Genomic DNA, 20,971 nt, shown 5'->3' with positions numbered 1-20,971 from the left:
AGAATGCGGACGACGGACGATACCGCTTTGCTCGAGGTCATCGTGGCCGCGCCACAGCTGCGCACGCCCGATGACACCGAGGCGTTCCTCGATCCGATGCCGGTCAGTGAGCTGGCGTCCATGTGGTGCGCGCTTCAGCGCGTCAGCCGGCGCGATCAGGCCGGCAGCGTCTGGGCCCTGAAACTGTATTTCGACCATCTGCCGCACCGCCGGCCGCAGGCAGCGCTCGATCTCGTGCTGGAGGTGCTCAAGACCGAAGCCGACAAGCCGACGGTGATGCAGCTCAACGACAAGTTCCTGCTGTCGCTGCTCTATGCACATGGCGAGGCGATGATCGCGCGCATCGAGCACGAGGCCGGGCACAATGACCGGTTGCGTTGGCTCCTCGGCGGCGTGCCGATCGCGCCCGACGATCCCCTGATGTTGCGCCTTGCAGAGCATGCCGATAGCGAGGCCTGGCAGGCCGACCATTTGGCCCAGCGCACGCCGCGCCATCCGCTCGATTGCGCCAGCATGTCGATTGCCGAACTCGCCGGCGCCTGGGTCGAGCAATATTCCAAATCCGATCGCGACCGGGACGACAATCTGTTTGCTATCATGGATTTCGAGCGCGACCTGCGCGAGGAGGATCCCGACGGATTGATCGACCTGGTCCTGGAGATCCTGAAGATCGAGGCCAACCCCGTGCTGCTGTCGCTGCTGGCCGCAGGTCCCCTCGAAGACGTGATCAACGCCGCCACGATCGACCGCATCGAGCGCGAGGCGCGTGTCAACGAACGCTTTCGCGATCTGCTCGGCGGTATCTGGTACTACCGCGCGCCCGAGGCGTTGAAGGCGCGGCTGGATGCGTTGATCGGCGAAAGCCGCTGGTAATGTTCGTGCAGGTCTCTGCACGAGGATGCTGACGGCCTGCACCAGCGCACCCCAATTCCGCTCCAATCGGATCGCATCGAGGCTGCATCAGAAGCGAGCTTCCATGATCACGCGCCGTCATTTCATCCGTTCCATCGGCGGGCTGTCCGCTCTCGGCGTCTCGACCGCCGCCTATGGCGTCGGCATCGAGCCGGTGCTGCGGCTTCGCGTCACCCGCTATCATCCGAAGCCGCGGCAGTGGCCGGCGGATTTTCCGCTGAAGATCGCCGCCATCGCCGACATCCATGCCTGCGATCCCTGGATGTCGCTGGGGCGGATCGAAGGCATCGTCGAGCGCACCAACGCGCTGAACGCCGATCTCATCGTGTTGCTCGGCGACTATGTCGCCGGCCTCCATCACGTCACGCGGTTCATTCCGTCGCGCGAATGGGCGCGGGTGCTCGCCGGCCTCAAGGCGCCGCTGGGCGTCCATGCCGTCATGGGCAATCACGATTACTGGGACGACAAGCCGGTGCAGCGCGCGGGGCACGGGCCGACCATCGCGCATCGGGCGCTGGAGGCGGCCGGCATCCCCGTCTACGAGAACGATGTCGTGCGCCTTTCCAAGGACGGCCGCCCGTTCTGGCTCGCCGGCCTAGGCGATCAACTCGCCTTCCTGCCGGCGCGGCGGTTCCGCAGCATGGCGCGCTTCGGCGCCGACGATCTCAACGCCACGCTCGCCAAGGTCACCGACGATGCGCCGGTCATCCTGCTCGCGCATGAGCCCAACATCGCGCCGCTGGTGCCCGCGCGCGTCGCGCTGCAACTGTCCGGTCATACCCATGGCGGCCAGGTCCGCCTGCTCGGCTGGTCGCCGGCTGTCTCGCCCAAGAATGGCCTGCGGCTCGCCTACGGGCATTTCCGCCTGAAATGCGATCTCATCGTCTCCGGCGGCCTCGGTTGCAGCATCATGCCGGTCCGCGTCGGTGTGCCGCCCGAGATCGTCGAGGTGACGCTGGGACGCGCCACGTCGGTTGTGTCCTGACCCGCTTGCGCGGCCGGCCGTTTTTGCGCAAAACGGGCCGGTGATCGACAAGCGAAGAGGCTCGCGACGTGACTGCCCATCTCGACGGCGAGATCCGCGACGGCCGCCACCACATGCAGGTCCGCGTCTATTACGAGGACACCGACTTTTTGCAGCTCGTCTATCATAAAGACGGAATATCAGAATTGTTCGGTTCGACTTGATGGCGGAGCCCAGCGAAATTACTTCACTCGATGGTGAGCTTCGCGATGGCGCTCACCACATGAAAGTGCGTGTGTTCTACGAAGATACGGATTTCAGTAAAGCCGTGTATCATGCGAGCTATCTTAGATTTATGGAACGGGGTAGAACAAACTTCTTAAGATTGCTCGGGACAGATCAGCGCGCGCTTTTTGAGGATACGGAACGAGAAGCCCCGTCCGGCTTTGCATTTGTAGTGCGCTCCATGCAGATCGATTTTCTGAAGCCTGCCTTCATGGACGACATCCTTGATGTCGTGACCCAGCCTGATCAAGTCAGAGGCGCGTCTATTACACTGCTACAGCGGTGCAAACGCGATAACGAGCTAATTGTCGAAGCGCGCGTGAGAGTGGCGTTTGTAAGTAACGGAAAAGCGCAGCGCATACCGCGCGCGCTTCGGCTCGCGATGGGCGCTGCTAATCACTAAGGCGTTTATTAGTCGGCGATCTGTTCAAGCTTCTCAAGCAGCGCAAGGTGATCTGCGGAAGTTATCGGCGCTTGGCTGTAGAAGACGTTTTTGGAGAACGGCACTCCTAAGCGTCGCTCTAGCGAAAAACGTACAGGTCGGCGACGGGTGCCCAGGCCGCTTACATCGGTTTCAAAATTGAAGCCGATTGGCCTATATTCGGCCCGTGTCTGCGCTCGAAGCGTTTGTTCGATCGTAGTCGTTACTCGCTGCGGTGGCGCGATGACTGAATCGAGGGCTTTGCCCGATCGAACAATTAAACTACTTTCGTAATGCATTTCAGGCTCTAGGACTCTGGTTTCGATGTAGCCGAAGTCCTTTGTCATCATTGCAAAAAGATCAGCTATGAAGTCTTGGAGTGTTTGAGTACTGCACCGTCCAGACACAATGATGCCGTCACCATAAACGCTAAGCTCGTTGATCTGAATTCCCTGAAATTTGCCCATTGCAAAGGTTTGCGCGTCCTTTTGTAGGTCATCCGCGCTCGGAGACTTTAAAAAGGAATACGTTTGAATAACTCGTTGAGCTATCTCGGGTAGGTAGCCGCTTCCTTCCCGGCGAACAAAGTTCGTCAGATAAACAATCCTTGAAACGTCATAGCCAATCAGTTCCACGTTGCACCCATCAATCCGTTTTGCTTTGGCGTTTGCTTTGGCGGTGGCACGTCAGCGTCATCTAATATGCTGGCACGCGGGCGCTGTTTAGGCGCAGGGGATGTCAGAGCTGATTCCGGTTCGTCGATAAGCGCACGCTCGGAGGGTTTTGCATCCGTCGCGCCCCTTACGAAAATCCTTCTTAGTTCGCTCACTTGGTCACTCTTGTTCTCAATGATGTATTCGCGGATTACGTCTTCAGCGGGTTCTATGACTACTCGAATTCGTGCATCGAGCGCCGCCGCGAGACGGCGAAGTGTATTAAATGACCAGTTACGATAGTCGGCGCGTTCGACGCGCGAGATTGCGGGCTGACCTGTTTGTAGTTCGTCTGCGACTTCTTTCTGACTTAGCCCGCGACGCTTCCGTAGCTCAATTAGTTGTTTGGCAATTAGAGCGGAGCTCTCAGCAAGGAAGAACGCTTGTCGATAAGAGCGGTCACCTTGCAGCTTCTCCAGTAGGCGAAGATCAATGGAGGATAAGTGAATTGACATGGGTTCCACCTTTCATGAGCGCTTCGGCTTCTTTCTTGCGAGACATTGCTAACTTGTAAGCGCGTTGTTGCTCCTGCGGTGATCCCTTCTTGTGGATTCTGAAGACAACGATGGAATCCTTGTAGGGCGCGTAGAGGATCCGAATTTGCTTGCGCTCAACCCTGAGGTTCATCTGCCAAAGGCCACCCTTACCTTTACCTAAAGCCTTGACCTGATAGCCCAGCGGAGACGGTCCCCGCCGGTGGAGTTCAAGCAATGCCACGTCAATGTCCGGCTTCGCCTCGGGAAACTCTTCAGTTTCGTCGGGGTAGACGGAAGCCGGCCATTGCTTAAGTTCATGCGGCATCAAATATCACATTTTTGTTCTACCCGCAAGAAGGCGTGCGAGCGACATATATCAATTTTGTTATAAGGGCAACCGCTAACGGCTAAGGAATTAAGGTTAAAAAGGCAAAGCCTTCGGCAACACTACAGGTTGCATGGAGTGGCAGACAATTAAAACGGTAGAGCGCTCCATTACCAATGGAGGGCTGTCGCGCTCAAATCTACGTCGGCTGATCGGGGCTGTTGCTGACGCCCCAAGGCTGGTCGCCCGCCTTGGAGAAAAGAAAGTGTATTCCGCCGTCTTCAAGGGCGCGCCGAATAGCCGTCAGGTTATTCGAAATAGGCACCCGGCGCCCCGCTTCGAAATCGCGAAGCGTGCTGCTCGAAACCTTCGCCTTGGTCGCCAACTCTTCTTGGGACCAATTCAACCACGCTCGCGCTGCCCGACATTGCTCCGGCGACATGCGAGCTTTCTACTAAGATATTGAATTTACGTCAAAATTCACCTTTTTCGAGAACATCAGTGGAAAAAACTTAGGTTAGTGAATATCGTTGACGCAGAGGGAGCGCGTCCGATGCCCACCGGAAGATACCGTAGAACCCCAATATCCGCAGTCATGCGTCCGCTCGCGCACGATGACCCGCGAAATATTTTTACCCAATCCCATTTTGAGGACGCATGGTGTGCGCTCGCGGGAGCTATCGGTCGCCAAATGGCGGACGAAGAAGCGCAACAAGCAATCCGAGAAATTCGGGCGAGATTAGCGGCGCATGAAGCGCAAGCGGTAAAGAAGCGAAGGACGAAATCACGCAGCTCGTTGCTTCCAGCGCCCAAGAAAAAATAGTGCCGCGCGCTGTTGCGATAGCGGCCGAACGGATTTTTCGGGGATCGTCTATCACGCCAACTATCTGCGCTACATGGAGCGCGGACGGACCAATCATCTCAGGCTGATGGGCGCCGAGCAGCAGGCGCTGTTCGATCAGGTCGAGACCGAGGGCGCGGGTTTTGCCTTCGTGGTGCGCTCGATGCATCTGGATTTCCTCAAGCCGGCGCGGATGGACGACGTGCTCGACGTCGTGACCTGGCCGATCGCGGTGAAGGGTGCCTCCATCATGCTTGCGCAGGAGGTGAAGAAGGGTGAAGACGTGCTGGTGAAAGCCGAGGTGCGTGTCGCCTTCATCAGCGGCGGCCGGGCCCAGCCGATCCCGAAATCGATCCGGACCTTGATGAAGGCCGATCTGGTTTCGTGATCGCCCGATTGGGGACGGCCTCTCGACTCCGCAGCATGTGGCGATAGATTGCGCTTCCGCCAACCCATGAGGCTCATCATGTCGCGCCCGCCGCTTCCGCCCTTCACCCGTGAGACCGCCGCGCAAAAGGCGCGCATGGCCGAGGACGCCTGGAATTCGCGCGATCCGGTGCGCGTCTCGCTCGCCTATACCGAGGACAGCCGCTGGCGCAATCGTTCGGAGGTTTTTCAGGGTCGCGAGGCCATCGTCGCCTTTCTCACCCGCAAATGGGAGAAGGAGCAGGACTACCGCCTGATCAAGGACCTCTGGTCCTTCGACGAGAATCGCATCGCCGTGCGCTTCCAGTACGAATGGCACGATGCCGGCGGCCAGTGGTATCGCTCCTACGGCAACGAGCAATGGGAGTTCGACGAGCACGGCCTGATGAAGCGGCGCGAGGCCTCGATCAACGATATTGCGATAGCTGAGAAGGATCGACGATTTCATTGGGCCGCGCCGGGGCCGCGGCCGGCGGATGTGGCGGGGCTGGGCAGCGATCCGTTCTAGAATTTCGCCGGCGAGCACCCTGCACCCTCTCCGCCTTGTGGGAGCGGGTGGCTCGTCGCGCAGCGGCGAGACGGGTGAGGGGTATCTCTCTTCACGAGCAGTCCAGCGAGTGGGTAGAACCCTCGTCCGGCGCTTCGCGCCACCTTCTCCCGCAAGGGAAGAAGGGAAGGGAGCGTGCCGTTCGCTAGACGCGCCGCGTCAAGAACCGCGCGATCGCCCCACCCAGTTTCGCGTTGTCCATCGGCTCCGCCAGCGATGCCCTTGCCGTGGCGACGATGTCATCCGGCGCCTTGCCGTCGCGTAGGTCGCAGCACACTTGCGCAAACGCCACGTCGAACTCGGGATGCGGCTGCACGGTCAGCGTGGTGCCGTTGGCGTAGAGCAGGCCGGCATGTGGCGTAAATTCTGACGAGAGGATCGTGAGCGCGTCGTTCGGCGGCTCGATCACCTGGTCCTGATGCGAGGCGGCGATGGCGACTTCCTCGCCGGCAATGACGCCGTTCTCCGGCAGCACCTGATAGACATGCCGGCCGATGCCCCAGCCTTTCTCCGACTTGCGCACGGTGCCGCCGAGTGCCTGTGCGATCAGCTGATGGCCGAAGCAGACGCCGACCATCGGCGTCTTGTTGGCATAAGCGGCGCGTACGAAATCTTCCAGTGGCGCGATCCAGTCGAGCCCGTCATAGACGCCGGCCGCAGCGCCGGTGATCAGCACCGCCTTGAGCTGGCGCGGATCGGGAAGTGTATCGCCTTTCGGGATGCTGATGACATCCACCGTGACTTCGGGATCCTCGGCACGGACCATGCGCTCGAACATGTCCGGGAACGAGCCGTGACGCTCGCGATATTCTTGCGGGACGAGCCCGGTCTCGATGATGGTGATGCGTGCCATGTGCTGCCTGCGAGACGCGAAGGATACAGCAGGAATCGCAAGGCGTCCAAGTCAGCCGGGCGCAAAATCCGGTGTGGATTCGTGCTCGAGTTCGACGAGCGCCTTGCGCATCGTCTCCACCAGATCCAGCGCCACCGGTGAAGGACTGCGCTGCGCCGGGAAGACGGCGGAGAATTCGAAGTCGATGCGCGGCAGGAAGCGACGCGCGACCACGCCGCGGGTGGCGAATTCCGCTGCGGTGAAAGGATCGCAGATCGCGACGCCAAGCCCTGACGAGACCATGCCGCACATGATCTCCGACAACGTCGTCTCGACCCTGAGCACGCGGCGGACATCGTGACGGTGAAAGACCTGGTCAACGAGATGCCGGCTCGATGATCCCGCCGACAGCGAGATGAACGTCTCGCCCTCGAAATCCCGCGGCTCCAGAACCTCCTTTTCCGCGAGGCGATGACCGGTCGGCAGCACCGCGACGCGCGCGGGCGCCGGCAGCCGCAGACTTGGCAGGCCGGAATGGGCGATCGGCACCTCGGCAAAGCCGATGTCGCACTGGTTGTTCAACACCCAATCGACCACGATCGGCGAGATCACGCCGAAGAAGGCGAGGTTCAGGTTAGGTCGCTCCATCAGAAAGTGGCCGGCCAGCCGCGGCAGATAGCCGTTCGCCAGCGCCGGCAGCGCGGCGATGCGCAGCGAGCCGGTGCGGCGGCCACGGATTTCTTCGGCCGCCGCGGTGATACGTTCGAGGCCAACGAAGGAGCGCTCCACTTCCGTGTAGAGCGCCATGGCCGCGGCAGTCGGCACGAGGCCAGTGCCCCGCCGCTCGAACAGCTCCATCTTCAGCAGCGCCTGGAAGTCGCGCAGCAGCCGGCTGACCGCCGGTTGCGTCACCACCATCAGCTTCGCCGCCTCGGTGACGCTGCCGGTGAGCATCGTCGCGCGGAAGGCTTCCACCTGCCGCGAATTGATCCGCGCCATCTCGAGTCCATTCATAACATTCTGGCATGCAGAGGGTGCCATTATTCATTGGACGATGGAAGCCTGGTTCTGCGATCTTTTTCATCAGCGCTGGAGCCAGCCCGCTTTTTCGGCAGATTGGAGGGGTTCAAACCTCCAAATCGCGTCAAAACCCGCCGATCAGGGGCCGGAGCCCTGATCTGAGAGGAATTTGCGCGGAAGGAAATGCGGAAGGCGCCCCAGCCGGGGATTTGTCGGCACGTCACCTCATTCCGGTATGGAGATCGGTCCACATGACAACTTTTCGCCTTCTGACCGCGGTCAGCATCGCAGCGCTCATCGCCGTCCCGTCGGCCGCCTCGGCCCAGCAAAAGACGCTCTACATCGCCGGCTATGGCGGCTCGTTCGAAAAGACCATTCGCGATGAGGTGATCCCGGCCTTCGAGAAGGAGAACGGCGTCAAGGTCGAATACGTCGCCGGCAACTCCACGGACACGCTGGCCAAGCTTCAGGCGCAGAAGGGCAATCAGCAGATCGACGTCGCCATCGTCGATGACGGCCCGATGTACCAGGCGATCCAGCTCGGCTTCTGCAGCAAGCTCGAGGGACTGCCGGCCGATCTCTACGACACCGCGCGCTTCAAGGACGATCGTGCGGTCGCGATCGGCATCGTCGCGACCGGCCTGATGTACAACACCAAGGTGTTCAAGGAGAAAGGCTGGGCGCCGCCGACCTCGTGGAACGATCTGAAGGACAAGAAATACGCCAAGCAGCTCGTGATCCCGCCGATCAACAACACCTATGGCCTGGAGGCGCTGGTGATGCTGTCGAAGATGAACGGCGGCGGCGAGACCAACGTCGATTCCGGCTTCAAGATCTTCAAGGAAGAGGTCAATCCGAACGTGCTCGCCTATGAGCCGTCGCCCGGCAAGATGACCGAGCTGTTCCAGTCCGGCCAGGCCGTGATCGCGGTGTGGGGCACCGGCCGCGTGCAGAGCTTTGCCAATACCGGCTTCCCCGTCGATTTCGTCTATCCCAAGGAAGGCGCGGCGACGCTGCTGACGACGGCATGCCCGATCAACAAGCCAAACGCTTCGCCGCTCGCGGCAAGCTTCGTCAAGATGCTGCTCGATCCCAAGATCCAGCTCGTGCTGCTGAAGGATTACGGCTACGGCCCGGTGCTGAAATCGCTGGTGATCCCGCCCGACCTCGGCAAGATGGCCCCGATCGGCGAGCGCGCGGCAAAGCTCTACAATCCGGACTGGACCGTCATCAACGAGAAGCGCGAGGAGTGGACCAAGCGCTGGAATCGCGAGGTCGAGCGTTGATCTGATCGTCGCTAGCGGAGACAGCGCATGGCCTATCTCGAGCTCGATCGGGTCGCAAAACAGTTCGGCACGCAGACTGTGGTCGACGACTTCAGTCTGTCGGTGGGGAAGGGGGAGTTCGTCTCCTTCCTCGGCCCGTCCGGCTGCGGCAAGACCACGACGTTGCAGATGATCGCGGGCTTCCTCGACCCCACGCGCGGCGCGATCCGCCTGGAGGGCAAGGATCTGACCGCGATCCACCCGGCCAGGCGCGGGCTCGGCATCGTGTTCCAGAGCTACGCGCTGTTTCCGCACATGACCGCAGCGGAGAACGTCGCCTTTGGCCTCGAGATGCGCAATGTGCCGCGTAGCGAGCGGGCCGAACGTGTTCGCGCTGCGCTGGCGATGGTGGGTCTCGCGGGCTACGAGGACCGCCATCCGCGCCGCATGTCCGGCGGCCAGCAGCAGCGCGTGGCGCTGGCGCGTGCGCTGGTGATCAAGCCGAGCGTGCTCCTGCTCGACGAGCCGCTGTCCAATCTCGACGCCAAGCTGCGCGAGGAGATGCAGATCGAGCTGCGCCAGATCCAGCGCACCATCGGCACCACCACGATCCTGGTCACCCACGATCAGAACGAGGCGATGTCGCTGTCCGACCGCATCGTGGTGATGAGCCAGGGCAAGATCGAGCAGATCGGCACGCCGCAGGAGACTTACGAGATGCCGGCCTCGGCCTTCGTCTCGCAGTTCCTGGGCAAGACCAACGACTTTGCCGCGACGATCGATCGGACCGTCTCGCCGACACAATTGGTGGCGGGCTCCTGGCGCGCACCGGCGCCGGCCGGGTTTGGCGGCCCCGTGACCGTCAGCATTCGCCCCGAGCGGATCGGCTTTGGCGACGTCGGTCTCAGCGCCAAGATCGTCACGCGCATCTTCCAGGGCAATCACTGGCTGTTCCAGTGCGACAGCGAATGCGGCCCGGCGATCGTGGTCCGCCAGAACGACGGCCAGGCGCAGCCGGCCGAAGGCGACGCGGTTCGGCTGTGGTGGCGTCCCGAGGACATGAGCGTTCGCGCGAGGGCCGCTGCATGAGTACGGCCGCGGAGGAGGAGCGCAGCGTACGCGCGCCATGGGCCCTGACCGCGCCCGCCCTGTTGCTGTTCGTCGGCGTGCTGCTGATTCCGCTGGCGATGACGGTGATGCTGTCGTTCCACGATTGGGGTCAGTACAAGGGCATCGAGCCGGTCTTCATCCTCAAGAACTGGCACGAGATCGCGACCGATCCCTATTACGCGGAAATGTTCTGGCGGACGTTTCGCGTTGCGATCCTGACGACGCTGCTGACCGCGCTGCTCGGTGCGCCCGAAGCCTACATTCTCAACCGTATGAGCGGACGCTGGAAGAGCTTCTTCCTGCTGATCATCCTCGGGCCGCTCTTGATCTCCGTGGTGGCGCGCACGCTGGGCTGGGCGCTGCTGTTCGGCGGCAATAACGGGCTCGTCAACAAGCTCCTGATGTCGCTCGGCGTGATCGGCTCGCCGATTCCCTTCATGTTCACTGAAACCGGCATGGTGATCGCGCTCGCGCATGTGATGATGCCGTTCATGGTGCTGTCGGTCTGGGCGGCGCTGCAGCGGCTCGATCCGCAGATCGAGAATGCCGCGATGTCGCTCGGCGCGGGCCCCGCCACCATCATCCGCCGCATCATCATGCCGCAGATCATGCCGGGCGTGCTGTCCGGCGCCATCATCGTGTTCTCGCTTTCGGCCAGCGCCTTTGCGACGCCGGCGATCATCGGCGGCCGCCGGCTCAAGGTCGCTGCGACGCTCGCCTATGACGAATTCCTCAACACCTTGAACTGGCCGCTCGGGGCTGCGGTCGCCACGCTGCTGCTGGCTGCACTGGTGCTGATCGTCGTCGGCAGCAACGCGCTGATCGAGCGACGCTATGCGGAGGTGTTTCGATGAGACGGAACGGCCCGCTCGCGCTGATCTTCCACACCGTCTTCGTCATCATCATGGTGGCGCCGATCCTGGTGGTCTGCCTCGTCGCCTTCACTCCCGAAGGTTTCCTTTCGCTGCCGACCAACGGCTTTTCGCTGCGCTGGTTCAGGACGATCGCGAACTACCCGGAGTTCATTCACGCGTTCTGGGTCAGCCTCGGGCTCGGCGCGCTGTCGTCCCTGGTGGCGCTGCTGTTCGCGGTGCCGGCGGCGCTGGCGATCGCGCGCTATCGCTTCCGCGGACGTGATGCGCTCGCAGCGCTGTTCCTGTCGCCGCTGATGATCCCGCATGTCGTGCTCGGCATCGCCTTCCTGCGCTTCTTTACGTCGGCCGGTCTCGGCGGCAGTTTTGCGGCGCTGATCATCGCGCATGTCATCATCGTGTTTCCCTTTGCGCTGCGGCTGACCCTGGCGGCAGCGACCGGCATGGACCGCACGGTCGAGATGGCTGCGGTCTCGCTCGGCGCCGGCGGCTGGACCCTGTTCCGTCGGGTCACGCTGCCGCTGATCCTGCCCGGCGTCATCAGCGGCTGGGCGCTCGCCTTCATCCAGTCCTTCGACGATCTCACCATGACCGTCTTCCTCGCGGCACCCGGCACCGAGACGTTGCCGGTGCGCATGTTTCTCTACATCCAGGACAACATCGATCCGCTGGTCACGTCGGTCTCGGCCTGCGTGATCGCGATCACCATGACCGCCCTCATTCTGCTCGACCGCTTCTACGGGCTCGACCGCGTGCTCGCCGGCAAGGGTGGCGACGCCGGACGATAGGAGAATCTTATGTCAGGGGACTACGACGTCGCCGTCGTCGGCGGCGGGCTGCTCGGCTCCGCCATTGCCTGGGGCCTCGGCCGGCTCGGCAAGAAGGTGGCCGTGCTCGACGAGGGCGACATCACCAAGCGCGCCTCGCGCGCGAACTTTGCGCTGGTGTGGGTCCAGAGCAAGGGGCTCGGCATGCCCGCCTATACGGTCTGGACCGTACAGGCGTCACAGGCATGGAGCCGGCTTGCCTCCGAACTGAAGCAGCAGACCGGTCTCGACGTTTCGCTCCAGCAGAACGGCGGCTTTCATCTCACGCTCGGCGAGGACGAATTCGGCCAGCGCACCGAGCTCGTCAAGCGCATGCACAACCAGACTGGCGCGGCCGACTACAAGATGGAGATGCTGCCGGCCTCCGAGGTGAAGAAGGCGTTGCCGCTGATCGGGCCCGAAGTGTCCGGCGGCAGCTACTGCCCGCTCGACGGCCATGTCAATTCGCTGCGCACGTTCCGTGCGTTCCACACCGGCTTCAAGGCGTTCGGCATCGATTATCTTCCGGAGCGTCCGGTCTCGGCGATCAGCAAGAGCGGCGGCGAATTCCGCCTGACCACGCCGAAGGGCGAGTTGCGCGCCGCGAAAATCGTCCTTGCCGCCGGCAATGCCAACCAGACGCTGGCGCCGATGGTCGGCCTGTACGCGCCCATGGGGCCGACCCGCGGCCAGATCGTGGTGACCGAGCGCACCATGCCGTTCCTGCCGCACCCGCTGACCACGATCCGCCAGACCGACGAGGGTACGGTGATGATCGGCGACAGCAAGGAGGACGAGCTGGACGATCGCGCGCTGAAGCATTCGATCAGCGCCGTGATGACCGATCGCGCCCAGCGCATGTTCCCGCACCTGTCGCGGCTCAACGTGGTCAGGAGCTGGGCCGGCATCCGCGTCATGCCGCAGGACGGCTTTCCGATCTACGACCAGTCGGAGACGCATCCCGGGGCCTTCGTCGCCTGCTGCCATTCCGGCGTGACGCTCGCCTCCAACCACGCCTTCGAGGTCGCACGCATGGTGGCGCAGGGCGCGCTCGAGCCGGAGCTGGTCGGCGCGTTCTCCGCCAGGCGCTTTGGCGCTGCGGCCGCGGCGAACAACAGCGGCTACTAGAGATATTGAGGAAGCCAGATGTTTAGACGATCCGAACGGGACAAGCGCCCACAGGTGCAGATCTTTGTCGATGGCGTTGCCGTAGTGGCGCGCCAGGGCGATACCGTCTCCGCAGCCTTGCTGGCATCTGGCTGCGACGCGCGTCGCTCGACCGCGGTGAGCGGCGCGCCGCGTCTGCCCTATTGCATGATGGGCGTGTGCTTCGACTGCCTCGTCACCATCGACGGCGTCGGCAACCGCCAGGGCTGCCTCGTGCCCGTCGCCGAGGGCATGCAGATCGAGATCCAGAAGGGCAAGCGGGAGATCGGAAGATGAGTGTGACTCCCAAGCGCGAAGCCTATGACGTCGTGGTGATCGGTGCCGGGCCCGCGGGCCTGGCGGCCGCCGCGACATCCGCCGAAGCAGGATTATCGACGCTGCTGCTCGACGAGAATATCGGCCCCGGCGGCCAGGTGTTCCGTGCCATCGCCTCGACGCCGGTCACCGAGCGCGACCAGCTCGGCGCCGATTACTGGGCCGGTGCCGATCTCGTGCAGTCGCTGCACGCAAGCAAGGCCGAGGTCATTCATCGTGCCACCGTCTGGAGCCTCGATCGCAATCTCGATATCGCCGTGTCGATCGGCGGCGCGTCCGCCTTCGTCAAGGCCAAGCGCGTGATCCTCGCGACCGGCGCGCTGGAGCGGCCGTTTCCGATTCCCGGCTGGACGCTGCCGGGGGTGATGACCGCGGGCGCCGCGCAGACGATGCTGAAATCGTCGGCGCTCGTGCCCGACGGACGCACGGTCATCGCAGGGCAGGGGCCGCTGCTCTGGCTGCTCGCCGCGCAGATCCTGCGGCTCGGCGGCCGCATCGACCGCATTCTCGACACCACCGAGCGCGGCAATTACTTCGCGGCGCTCCCGCACGCCTTCGCCTTCCTGACCTCGCCCTATTTCGCCAAGGGTCTCTCGATGATGCGCGAGGTGAAGGCCAAGGTGCAGGTCGTCTCCGGCGTCACCGAACTCTCGGCATCCGGTGACGGCCTGCTCGCGAACGTGAGCTATGTCGCCGGCGGCAAGCGCGGAACCATTCCTGCCGATCTGCTGCTGCTGCATCAGGGCGTCGTGCCCAACGTCAATCTGGCGATGGCGGCAGGCGTCGAGCATCGCTGGGATGAATTGCAGTTGTGCTGGTCGCCGGTGCTCGATGCGAGCGGTAATTCGTCGGTGGCCGGCATCGCGATTGCCGGCGACGGCGCCGGCATCGGTGGCGCCAACGCGGCCGTGGTGCGCGGTCGCATCGCGGCACGCGCGGCGGTGGAGGCATTGGCGCCCGCGGCCGGCGCGAAGCTACCGTCGCTGGCAACGCTCCGTTCCGATCTCGCCAAGGCCGAGCGCGGCCGCGTCTTCCTCGACACGTTGTTTCGTCCTTCACCGCAGTTCCGTATTCCCGCAGGCGACACCATCGTCTGCCGCTGCGAGGAGGTCACCGCGAAGGACATTCTCGACGCGGTTGCGATCGGCGCGACCGGGCCGAACCAGCTCAAGGCCTATCGCCGCACCGGCATGGGTCCGTGCCAGGGCCGGCTCTGCGGTCTCACCGTCACCGAGCTGATGGCGCAGGCACGCGGCAAGACCCCGCAGGAGATTGGATACTACCGGCTGCGCGCGCCGGTGAAGCCGATCACGCTGGCCGAGCTCGCTGCCGTCCCGAAGAGCGAGGCCGACGTCAAGGCGGTGGTGCGCGGATGACCAGGAACGTGGATGCGATCGTCGTCGGCGGCGGCATCCACGGGTGCTCGACCGCGCTGCATCTGTGCCTTGCCGGCATGAAGCCGGTGCTGATCGAGAAGGACTATGCCGGCCGTCACGCCTCCGGCGTCAACGCCGGAGGCGTGCGCCAGCTCGCGCGGCACATCCCCGAAATTCCACTCTCGATCCGCTCGATGGGGATCTGGGAGAAGATTTCGGATCTCCTCGATGACGATTGCAGCTTTGAGAGCTACGGCCAGGTGCTGGTTGCGGAGAACGATGAGGAGCTCGCGGTCTGCCGCGCGCGTGTTGCTGAGCTCAATGCCCTCGGCTTCACCCATGAAGAGCTGATCGACGCGGCCGAACTGCGTCGTCTCGTGCCGGCGGTCGCCGAGACCTGTCCCGGCGGCGTGGTCTCGCGCCGCGACGGCGCAGCCAACCCGGCGCAGGCGACGACGGCATTCCGCCGCAAGGCCGAGCAGCTTGGCGCGACCGTGCGTGAGGGCGTGGCGGCCGGCAATATCCGGTACCGTGACGGCCTCTGGCATGTCGACGTCGGCCTGGACACCTACGCCGCGCCGGTGCTGGTCAACGCCGCCGGCGCCTGGGCCGGCAAGATCGCGGCCGCGCTCGGCGAGCCCGTGCCGGTCGAGACCGTCGCGCCGATGCTGATGATCACCTCGCGCGTGCCGCACTTCATCGACCCCGTCGTCATCCTTCGCGGTCGAAAATTGTCCTTCAAGCAGTTCAAGAACGGCACCGTGCTGATCGGCGGCGGCCATCTGGCGACGCCCTATCAGGACCGCAACGAGACGGTGCTGGACTGGAAGAGCCTTGCGATCAGCGCCCGCACCGTGTTCGAGCTCTTTCCGGTGATGCGCAGCGCGACCATCGTGCGGGCCTGGGCCGGCATCGAGGCGAAGATGAAGGACGATATCCCCGTGTTCGGACCGAGCAGCCGTCACAAGGGCCTCTATCACCAGTTCGGCTTCTCGCTGCACGGCTTCCAGCTCGGCCCCGGCGCCGGTGCCGTCATGGCGGAGCTGATCGTCAACGGCGGCACCCAGACCCGCGTCAGCGATCTCGGCATCGACCGCTTCCATCCCACGACGCTCTAACAACACGAGGACATCATGAGCATTACCCGCAGCATCCGCACGCCGATCATGCACCGCGCCGTCGAGGCCAATGGCTTCGTCTTCCTCGGTGGCACCATCGCCGACGACACCTCGGTCTCGATGGGCGATCAGACCCGCAACATCCTCGGCAAGATCGCCGGCTATCTGAAGGAAGCGGGAACCGACAAGAGCCGCGTCGTCAGCGCCTCGATCTTCGTCACGGACCTCTCCAAGAAGAAGGAGATGGATGCCGCCTGGACCGAATTCTTCGGTGACAATCTGCCGACCCGCGCCACCGTGGGCGTCGCCGACCTCGGCGGCGGTGCTCTGATCGAGGTGGTGGTGACAGCGCTGAAGGGTTGATCGCAGGCCTATCGACGACAGCGCTTTCCGTGGCGCTGTCGTTCCCTCGAACCGCGGCTTGATCTAGCCCATTTGCGGGACTAGTTAGAGACCTCTCAATCAGGAGCTTCGCAGCCATGGATTTCACCCCGACCGCAACGCCCATCCGCCTTGCTCACGGGGAAATCCATGCCTGCCTCGATCATCCTGTCGAACCTCTCGCTGTCCACGCCTGACGGCCGTTCACTTCTTTCCGGCATCGATCTGACATTTGCGGCCGAGCGCACGGGGCTCGTCGGCCGCAACGGCGTCGGCAAGACGACGCTGCTTGCGTCGATCTTGGGGGAGCACGTTCCCCAGTCCGGCGGCGTTCTGATCGATGGCACCATCGGCCTGCTGCGCCAGGACGTGCAGCCGCGTGCAGATAGCACGGTGGCTGATCTGTTCGGTGTGCGCCACGCCCTGGAGCTGATGCGCCGTGCGGAGCGGGGCGAGGCCTCCGCTGACGACATCGCCGCGATCGACTGGACGCTCGAAGCGCGGCTTCAGGCCGCGCTGGCACGCCTCGGCTCCGATCCGTCGCCCGAGACGCAGCTCTCGCGCCTGTCCGGCGGCCAGATCACGCGCGTCCGTCTCGCCGCGCTGGTGTTTGCCGAGCCCGACTTCCTGCTGCTGGACGAGCCCACCAACAATCTCGACCGGGACGGACGCAAGGCGGTGGCCGATCTCCTCGCCGCCTGGCGCGGCGGCGCGATCGTCGTCAGCCATGATCGGGATCTGCTCGAAACCATGGATGCGATCGTCGAGCTGACGTCGCTGGGCGCAACCCGATACGGTGGCAATTGGAGCCGATACCGCGAGCAGAAGGCAATCGAGCTCGCTTCCGTCAGGCACGATCTCGCGCACGCCGAGCGGCGCCTGTCCGAGATCGATGGCAAAGCCCAGGAGGCCGCCGAGCGGAAACAACGCAAGGACAGCGGCGGGAAGAAGAAGCGCGCCAAGGGCGACATACCGCGCATCCTGGCCGGCGCGCGCAAGGACCGCAGTGAGGACAGCGGCGGAAAGATTGCGCAGATCGCCGAGCGGCGGCGTGCGGAAGCGCGCGAGGCCGTCGACACGGCGCGCCGCCGCATCGAGGTTCTTCAGCCGCTGTCGGTGAAGTTGCCGGCGACTGGTCTGCCGGCGGGCAAGGAGGTGGCTTGGCTCGACGGCGTCACCGCCGGCTATCGGCCGGAGCAGCCGGTCTTGCGTGATCTGTCGTTCACGATCGTCGGTCCGGAGCGCGTCGCGTTCGTCGGGCCCAATGGCTCGGGCAAGACGACGTTGCTGAAACTCATTGCCGGCGAGTTGCGCCCGTTCTCGGGCACCGTCCGGGTCAGATCCGACTTCGCGCTGTTCGATCAGAGAGTCAGCCTGCTCGATCCCGCCCTATCGATCCTGGAGAACTTCGGCCGCCTCAATCCAGCGGCGGGCGCGAATGCGTGCCATGCCGCGCTTGCCCGGTTCATGTTTCGCGCCGATGCAGCGCTGCAAATCGTCGGCAGCCTGAGCGGCGGACAAACGTTCCGTGCGGGGCTTGCCTGCGTGCTGGGCGGGACGAGGCCGCCATCCCTGCTGATCCTTGACGAGCCGACCAATCATCTCGACATCGAGTCCATCGAGGCCGTTGAAGCTGGCTTGAGAGGCTATGACGGCGCGCTGCTCGTCGTCAGCCACGACGAGGCGTTTCTGAAGGCGATCGGGATCACACGACGGCTCGATCTTGCGACCATGAGGTCGCACGCCAATGGTGGGATCGTGTGATCCCACCGCCCGGTCAAAATGTGGCGAAGATCTTCAAAAGCCCGACGCCCTGCCCCCAGCGCGTCGGGCGGAAAAACTGAGTATCAATCCGTGATCCCAACGTCGCTGTTGTGACTCGCGCCGCATCAATTTGCTACTCCGGGATACTACCGCATCGGAAGCGGACGGTGCCCGACATGTGCAACTACGAGGATCCGCCCCCGCCGGGCTCCAGGGCTTCGCCCATCTCCAGCGGGTGGGCCATGGTCTCGTGCAGCGCGTCGCGGTCGAGCTCACCCTCGGAGATGCTGATGACGACGCAGGCCACGCCGTTGCCGATCAGATTGGTGAGGGCACGGCACTCGCTCATGAACTTGTCGATGCCGACCAGGATCGCGATCGACTGGATCGGGATGTCGGGCACGATCGAGAGCGTCGCGGCGAGCGTGATGAAGCCGGCGCCGGTGACTCCGGAAGCGCCCTTCGAGGTGATCATCGCGATGCCGAGGATGCCGAGCTCCTGCCAGATGGTCAGGTGGGTGTTGGTCGCCTGCGCCAGGAACAGCGTCGCCAGCGTCATGTAGATGTTGGTGCCGTCGAGGTTGAAGCTGTAGCCAGTGGGGATGACGAGGCCGACCACCGAGCGCGAGGCGCCGAGATGCTCCATCTTCTGGATCATCTGCGGCAGCACCGTCTCGGAGGACGAGGTGCCGAGCACGATCAGCAGCTCGTCCTTGATGTAGGCGATGAAGCGCAGGATCGAGAAGCCGGCGAGCCGGGCGATCGCGCCCAGCACGATCAGCACGAACAGCATGCTGGTGAGATAGAACGTGCCGATCAGGGCCGCGAGGTTGAGCAGCGAGCCGAGGCCGTAGGCGCCGACGGTGAACGCCATCGCACCGAAAGCGCCGATCGGGGCCACGCGCACGATGATGCGGATGATGCCGAAGAACATCTTCGCGGCCTTGTCGATCGCGTCCGCAATGGGTTCGCCGGCCTTGCCGAGGAAGGCGATGGCGAAGCCCGAGAGGATCGAGATCAACAGCACCTGCAGGAGATCGCCCCGCGCGATCGCGCCCAGATAGCTGTCGGGAATGATCGCCATCAGATGGGCGACGATGCCTTCTTCGTGGGCCTTGGTGACGTAGGTCGCCACCGATTTCGGATCGATCGTGGCGGGATCGATGTTGAAGCCGCGCCCGGGCTGGAGAACCTCGCCGACCAGGAGGCCGACCGCGAGCGCGACGGTCGAGACCGTCTCGAAATAGATCAGCGACTTCAGCCCGACCCGGCCGACGCGCTTGAGGTCGCCCATCGAGGAGATGCCGTGCACCACGGTGCAGAAGATCACCGGAGCGATCATCATCTTGATCAGCGCGATGAAGCCGTCGCCGAGCGGTTTCAGGGCCTTGCCGAGATCGGGATAGAGGTAGCCGATGAGCACGCCGAGCGCGATCGCGACCAGGACCTGGATGTAGAGGATCTTGTACCAGGGTTGATGCCGGCGCTGGATGGCTGGCTGGATCGCGACTTGTGACATAGAATGTGCCCCGGACCGCATTGATCTTGCGGGATTTGGATCGTGCTTGATCCGCACCATGTGACGGCCGCCGCAGAAGTGACAATCACATTTTTGTCGGATCGCACGAAGATCGATCATTGCACCGACATTTGGGGGGAACATGGCGACTGCAACCAGCTCCGACCAAGGCTATTTTCCCCGCTGGAAGCTCAAGACCTCGGGCGTGATCATGCCGGAGGAGCGGCTGTCATGGGGGCAGACCGCGGTGTCCGGCTTCCAGCATTGCGTCGCCATGTCGGGCTCGACGATCATCGCGCCGCTGCTGATGGGGTTCGATCCCAATGTTGCAGTCCTGTTCTCCGGCATCGGCACGCTGATCTTCTTCGTCATCGTTGCCGGGCGCGTGCCAAGCTATCTGGGCTCGAGCTTCGCGTTCATCGCCGTCGTCATCGCCGCGACCGGCTATGCCGGGCAGGGCCCGAACCCGAATTTGTCGGTTGCGCTCGGCGGCATCGTCGGCGCCGGCGTCCTGTACGGCGTGATCGCGCTGATTGTGATGTGGTCGGGGGTCGGCTGGGTCGAGAGACTGCTGCCCCCGGCCGTCACCGGCGCCGTGGTCGCGGCGATCGGCCTCAACCTCGCGCCCGTGGCGGTCAAGGCGGTGAGCGCCAATGGGTTCGACACTGGAATCGGGCTCGCGACCGTTCTGATCATCGGCGTGGTTGCCGTGGCAGCGCCAGGGCTGTGGCGCCGGCTGCCGATCATCCTCGGCGCGATCGGCGGATATCTTTTGTATTTGCTGCTCGCGAATGGTCTCGGATTCGGCAAGCCGATCGACTTCGCGCAACTGGCGGCCGCGCCGTGGTTCGGGCTGCCGAACTTCACCACGCCGACGTTCCAGGCCGATGCGATCTTCCTGATCGCGCCGGTTGCGGTCATTCTCGTCGCCGAGAACCTCGGTCACATCAAGGCTGTCGCCGCCATGACGGGCCGGAGCCTCGATGCCTATCTCGGCCGCGCCCTGTTCGCCGACAGCCTCGCCACCATCGTGGCGGCCTGCGGCGGCGGCACCGGCGTGACCACCTATGCCGAGAATATCGGCGTGATGGCGGCGACGAAGGTCTATTCGACGCTGTTGTTTGCCTTCGCCGCCATCGTATCGATCCTGCTCGGCTTCTCGCCGAAATTCGGCGCGCTGATCCTGTCGATCCCGGGGCCCGTCATCGGCGGCCTCTCGATCGTGCTGTTCGGGTTGATTGCGGCGATGGCTGGCCGGATCTGGGTCGAGAACAAGGTCGACTTTGCAGATCCTGCAAACCTGATCACCGTCGCAGTGGCGCTCACCGCAGGCGCCGGCGATCTCACACTGAAATTCGGCGCGTTCACGATTGGCGGAATCGGCACCGCAACCTTCGGCGCCATCATCCTGTACCAGATCCTGACCTTGACCCGGGCCCGGCACGCTGGCTGAAGTACAGCAATGCGCTGAGGGATGGAACAAAGCGCCGGTTCCGTCGATGATCAGCATCCCCGG

24 protein-coding genes are annotated in these 20,971 nt (G+C 63.6%); 17 read left to right on the top strand and 7 right to left on the bottom strand.

The window, feature by feature from the left end; all coding sequences use genetic code 11:
- Positions 1–3: 3 nt before the first annotated feature.
- From RX330_RS31825 to RX330_RS31810, 4 genes are all read left to right on the top strand, one after another.
- Positions 4–873 carry a DUF6869 domain-containing protein gene (locus tag RX330_RS31825; protein WP_317241120.1) on the top strand — a complete coding sequence of 290 codons (870 nt, stop codon included), beginning with the start codon at positions 4–6 and terminating at the stop codon, positions 871–873.
- A gap of 103 nt (positions 874–976) precedes the next feature.
- Entirely contained in the window at positions 977–1,897 is a 921-nt protein-coding gene (locus tag RX330_RS31820; RefSeq protein ID WP_317241119.1) for a metallophosphoesterase, read from the top strand.
- Between the two features lie 68 nt (positions 1,898–1,965).
- Positions 1,966–2,100, top strand: coding sequence for a hypothetical protein (locus tag RX330_RS31815; protein ID WP_410707094.1), 135 nt, complete (start codon positions 1,966–1,968; stop codon positions 2,098–2,100).
- Positions 2,100–2,564 carry a YbgC/FadM family acyl-CoA thioesterase gene (locus RX330_RS31810; RefSeq protein WP_317241118.1) on the top strand — a complete coding sequence of 155 codons (465 nt, stop codon included), beginning with the start codon at positions 2,100–2,102 and terminating at the stop codon, positions 2,562–2,564. The genes RX330_RS31815 and RX330_RS31810 overlap by 1 nt, the downstream gene beginning before the upstream one ends.
- Before the next feature lie 8 nt (positions 2,565–2,572).
- Here the strand turns inward: RX330_RS31810 and RX330_RS31805 are convergent, their stop codons facing one another.
- From RX330_RS31805 to RX330_RS31790, 4 genes are all read right to left on the bottom strand, one after another.
- Positions 2,573–3,217 (bottom strand): hypothetical protein, encoded by a 645-nt coding sequence (locus RX330_RS31805; RefSeq protein ID WP_317241117.1) that lies wholly within the window; start codon positions 3,215–3,217, stop codon positions 2,573–2,575.
- Complete coding sequence (locus RX330_RS31800; protein ID WP_317241116.1) at positions 3,208–3,750, bottom strand: helix-turn-helix domain-containing protein; 543 nt, start codon at positions 3,748–3,750, stop codon at positions 3,208–3,210. Before RX330_RS31800 ends, RX330_RS31805 begins: the two co-directional genes overlap by 10 nt.
- Positions 3,725–4,096, bottom strand: a complete 372-nt coding sequence (locus RX330_RS31795) for a hypothetical protein (protein WP_317241115.1) — start codon at positions 4,094–4,096, stop codon at positions 3,725–3,727. Before RX330_RS31795 ends, RX330_RS31800 begins: the two co-directional genes overlap by 26 nt.
- A 199-nt stretch (positions 4,097–4,295) precedes the next feature.
- Complete coding sequence (locus tag RX330_RS31790; RefSeq protein ID WP_317241114.1) at positions 4,296–4,538, bottom strand: helix-turn-helix transcriptional regulator; 243 nt, start codon at positions 4,536–4,538, stop codon at positions 4,296–4,298.
- 424 nt (positions 4,539–4,962) lie between these two features.
- Here RX330_RS31790 and RX330_RS31785 point away from each other — a divergent pair, with 424 nt between their 5' ends.
- Together RX330_RS31785 and RX330_RS31780 are read left to right on the top strand one after the other, a co-directional pair.
- Entirely contained in the window at positions 4,963–5,325 is a 363-nt protein-coding gene (locus tag RX330_RS31785; protein ID WP_317244009.1) for a YbgC/FadM family acyl-CoA thioesterase, read from the top strand.
- Between the two features lie 78 nt (positions 5,326–5,403).
- Positions 5,404–5,871: a nuclear transport factor 2 family protein gene (locus tag RX330_RS31780; RefSeq protein WP_317241113.1), complete on the top strand. Its 468-nt coding sequence runs from the start codon at positions 5,404–5,406 to the stop codon at positions 5,869–5,871.
- A gap of 184 nt (positions 5,872–6,055) precedes the next feature.
- Here the strand turns inward: RX330_RS31780 and RX330_RS31775 are convergent, their stop codons facing one another.
- Both RX330_RS31775 and RX330_RS31770 read right to left on the bottom strand, forming a co-directional pair.
- Positions 6,056–6,763, bottom strand: a complete 708-nt coding sequence (locus tag RX330_RS31775; protein ID WP_317241112.1) for a type 1 glutamine amidotransferase — start codon at positions 6,761–6,763, stop codon at positions 6,056–6,058.
- Between the two features lie 51 nt (positions 6,764–6,814).
- Positions 6,815–7,741: a LysR substrate-binding domain-containing protein gene (locus RX330_RS31770; protein WP_317241111.1), complete on the bottom strand. Its 927-nt coding sequence runs from the start codon at positions 7,739–7,741 to the stop codon at positions 6,815–6,817.
- A 272-nt stretch (positions 7,742–8,013) separates the two neighbouring features.
- Between RX330_RS31770 and RX330_RS31765 the strand changes: the two genes are divergently transcribed.
- The 10 genes from RX330_RS31765 to RX330_RS31720 all read left to right on the top strand — a co-directional run bounded on the left by RX330_RS31765 (position 8,014) and on the right by RX330_RS31720 (position 17,936).
- Positions 8,014–9,048 carry an ABC transporter substrate-binding protein gene (locus tag RX330_RS31765; protein ID WP_317241110.1) on the top strand — a complete coding sequence of 345 codons (1,035 nt, stop codon included), beginning with the start codon at positions 8,014–8,016 and terminating at the stop codon, positions 9,046–9,048.
- Between the two features lie 27 nt (positions 9,049–9,075).
- The gene (locus RX330_RS31760) at positions 9,076–10,116 is read left to right on the top strand and encodes an ABC transporter ATP-binding protein (RefSeq protein ID WP_317241109.1); all 1,041 of its coding nucleotides are present in this window, start codon (positions 9,076–9,078) and stop codon (positions 10,114–10,116) included.
- Positions 10,113–10,991, top strand: coding sequence for an ABC transporter permease (locus tag RX330_RS31755; protein WP_317241108.1), 879 nt, complete (start codon positions 10,113–10,115; stop codon positions 10,989–10,991). Before RX330_RS31760 ends, RX330_RS31755 begins: the two co-directional genes overlap by 4 nt.
- A complete protein-coding gene (locus tag RX330_RS31750) occupies positions 10,988–11,797 on the top strand; it encodes an ABC transporter permease (RefSeq protein ID WP_317241107.1) in 810 nt (269 codons plus the stop codon). Before RX330_RS31755 ends, RX330_RS31750 begins: the two co-directional genes overlap by 4 nt.
- Before the next feature lie 9 nt (positions 11,798–11,806).
- The gene (locus tag RX330_RS31745) at positions 11,807–12,943 is read left to right on the top strand and encodes an NAD(P)/FAD-dependent oxidoreductase (protein WP_317241106.1); all 1,137 of its coding nucleotides are present in this window, start codon (positions 11,807–11,809) and stop codon (positions 12,941–12,943) included.
- Between the two features lie 18 nt (positions 12,944–12,961).
- Positions 12,962–13,258, top strand: coding sequence for a (2Fe-2S)-binding protein (locus RX330_RS31740; RefSeq protein ID WP_317241105.1), 297 nt, complete (start codon positions 12,962–12,964; stop codon positions 13,256–13,258).
- Positions 13,255–14,673, top strand: a complete 1,419-nt coding sequence (locus RX330_RS31735; protein ID WP_317241104.1) for an NAD(P)/FAD-dependent oxidoreductase — start codon at positions 13,255–13,257, stop codon at positions 14,671–14,673. Before RX330_RS31740 ends, RX330_RS31735 begins: the two co-directional genes overlap by 4 nt.
- Positions 14,670–15,791 carry an NAD(P)/FAD-dependent oxidoreductase gene (locus RX330_RS31730; protein WP_317241103.1) on the top strand — a complete coding sequence of 374 codons (1,122 nt, stop codon included), beginning with the start codon at positions 14,670–14,672 and terminating at the stop codon, positions 15,789–15,791. The genes RX330_RS31735 and RX330_RS31730 overlap by 4 nt, the downstream gene beginning before the upstream one ends.
- Before the next feature lie 15 nt (positions 15,792–15,806).
- Entirely contained in the window at positions 15,807–16,154 is a 348-nt protein-coding gene (locus tag RX330_RS31725) for a RidA family protein (RefSeq protein WP_025034068.1), read from the top strand.
- Between the two features lie 168 nt (positions 16,155–16,322).
- Positions 16,323–17,936 carry an ABC-F family ATP-binding cassette domain-containing protein gene (locus RX330_RS31720; protein ID WP_317241102.1) on the top strand — a complete coding sequence of 538 codons (1,614 nt, stop codon included), beginning with the start codon at positions 16,323–16,325 and terminating at the stop codon, positions 17,934–17,936.
- Positions 17,937–18,120: 184 nt separating this feature from the next.
- On the opposite strand, the gene RX330_RS31715 is transcribed toward RX330_RS31720, so the two are convergent.
- The gene (locus RX330_RS31715) at positions 18,121–19,455 is read right to left on the bottom strand and encodes a dicarboxylate/amino acid:cation symporter (RefSeq protein WP_212088057.1); all 1,335 of its coding nucleotides are present in this window, start codon (positions 19,453–19,455) and stop codon (positions 18,121–18,123) included.
- Between the two features lie 142 nt (positions 19,456–19,597).
- Between RX330_RS31715 and RX330_RS31710 the strand changes: the two genes are divergently transcribed.
- Complete coding sequence (locus tag RX330_RS31710) at positions 19,598–20,908, top strand: solute carrier family 23 protein (protein WP_317241101.1); 1,311 nt, start codon at positions 19,598–19,600, stop codon at positions 20,906–20,908.
- The last annotated feature ends 63 nt before the right edge of the window (positions 20,909–20,971 follow it).

Source organism: Bradyrhizobium sp. NDS-1 (genome assembly GCF_032918005.1).
Taxonomy (GTDB): Bacteria; Pseudomonadota; Alphaproteobacteria; order Rhizobiales; family Xanthobacteraceae; genus Bradyrhizobium; species Bradyrhizobium tunisiense.
Note: the sequence above shows the minus strand (reverse complement) of the source record. Positions and strands in the feature narration are given on the sequence as shown.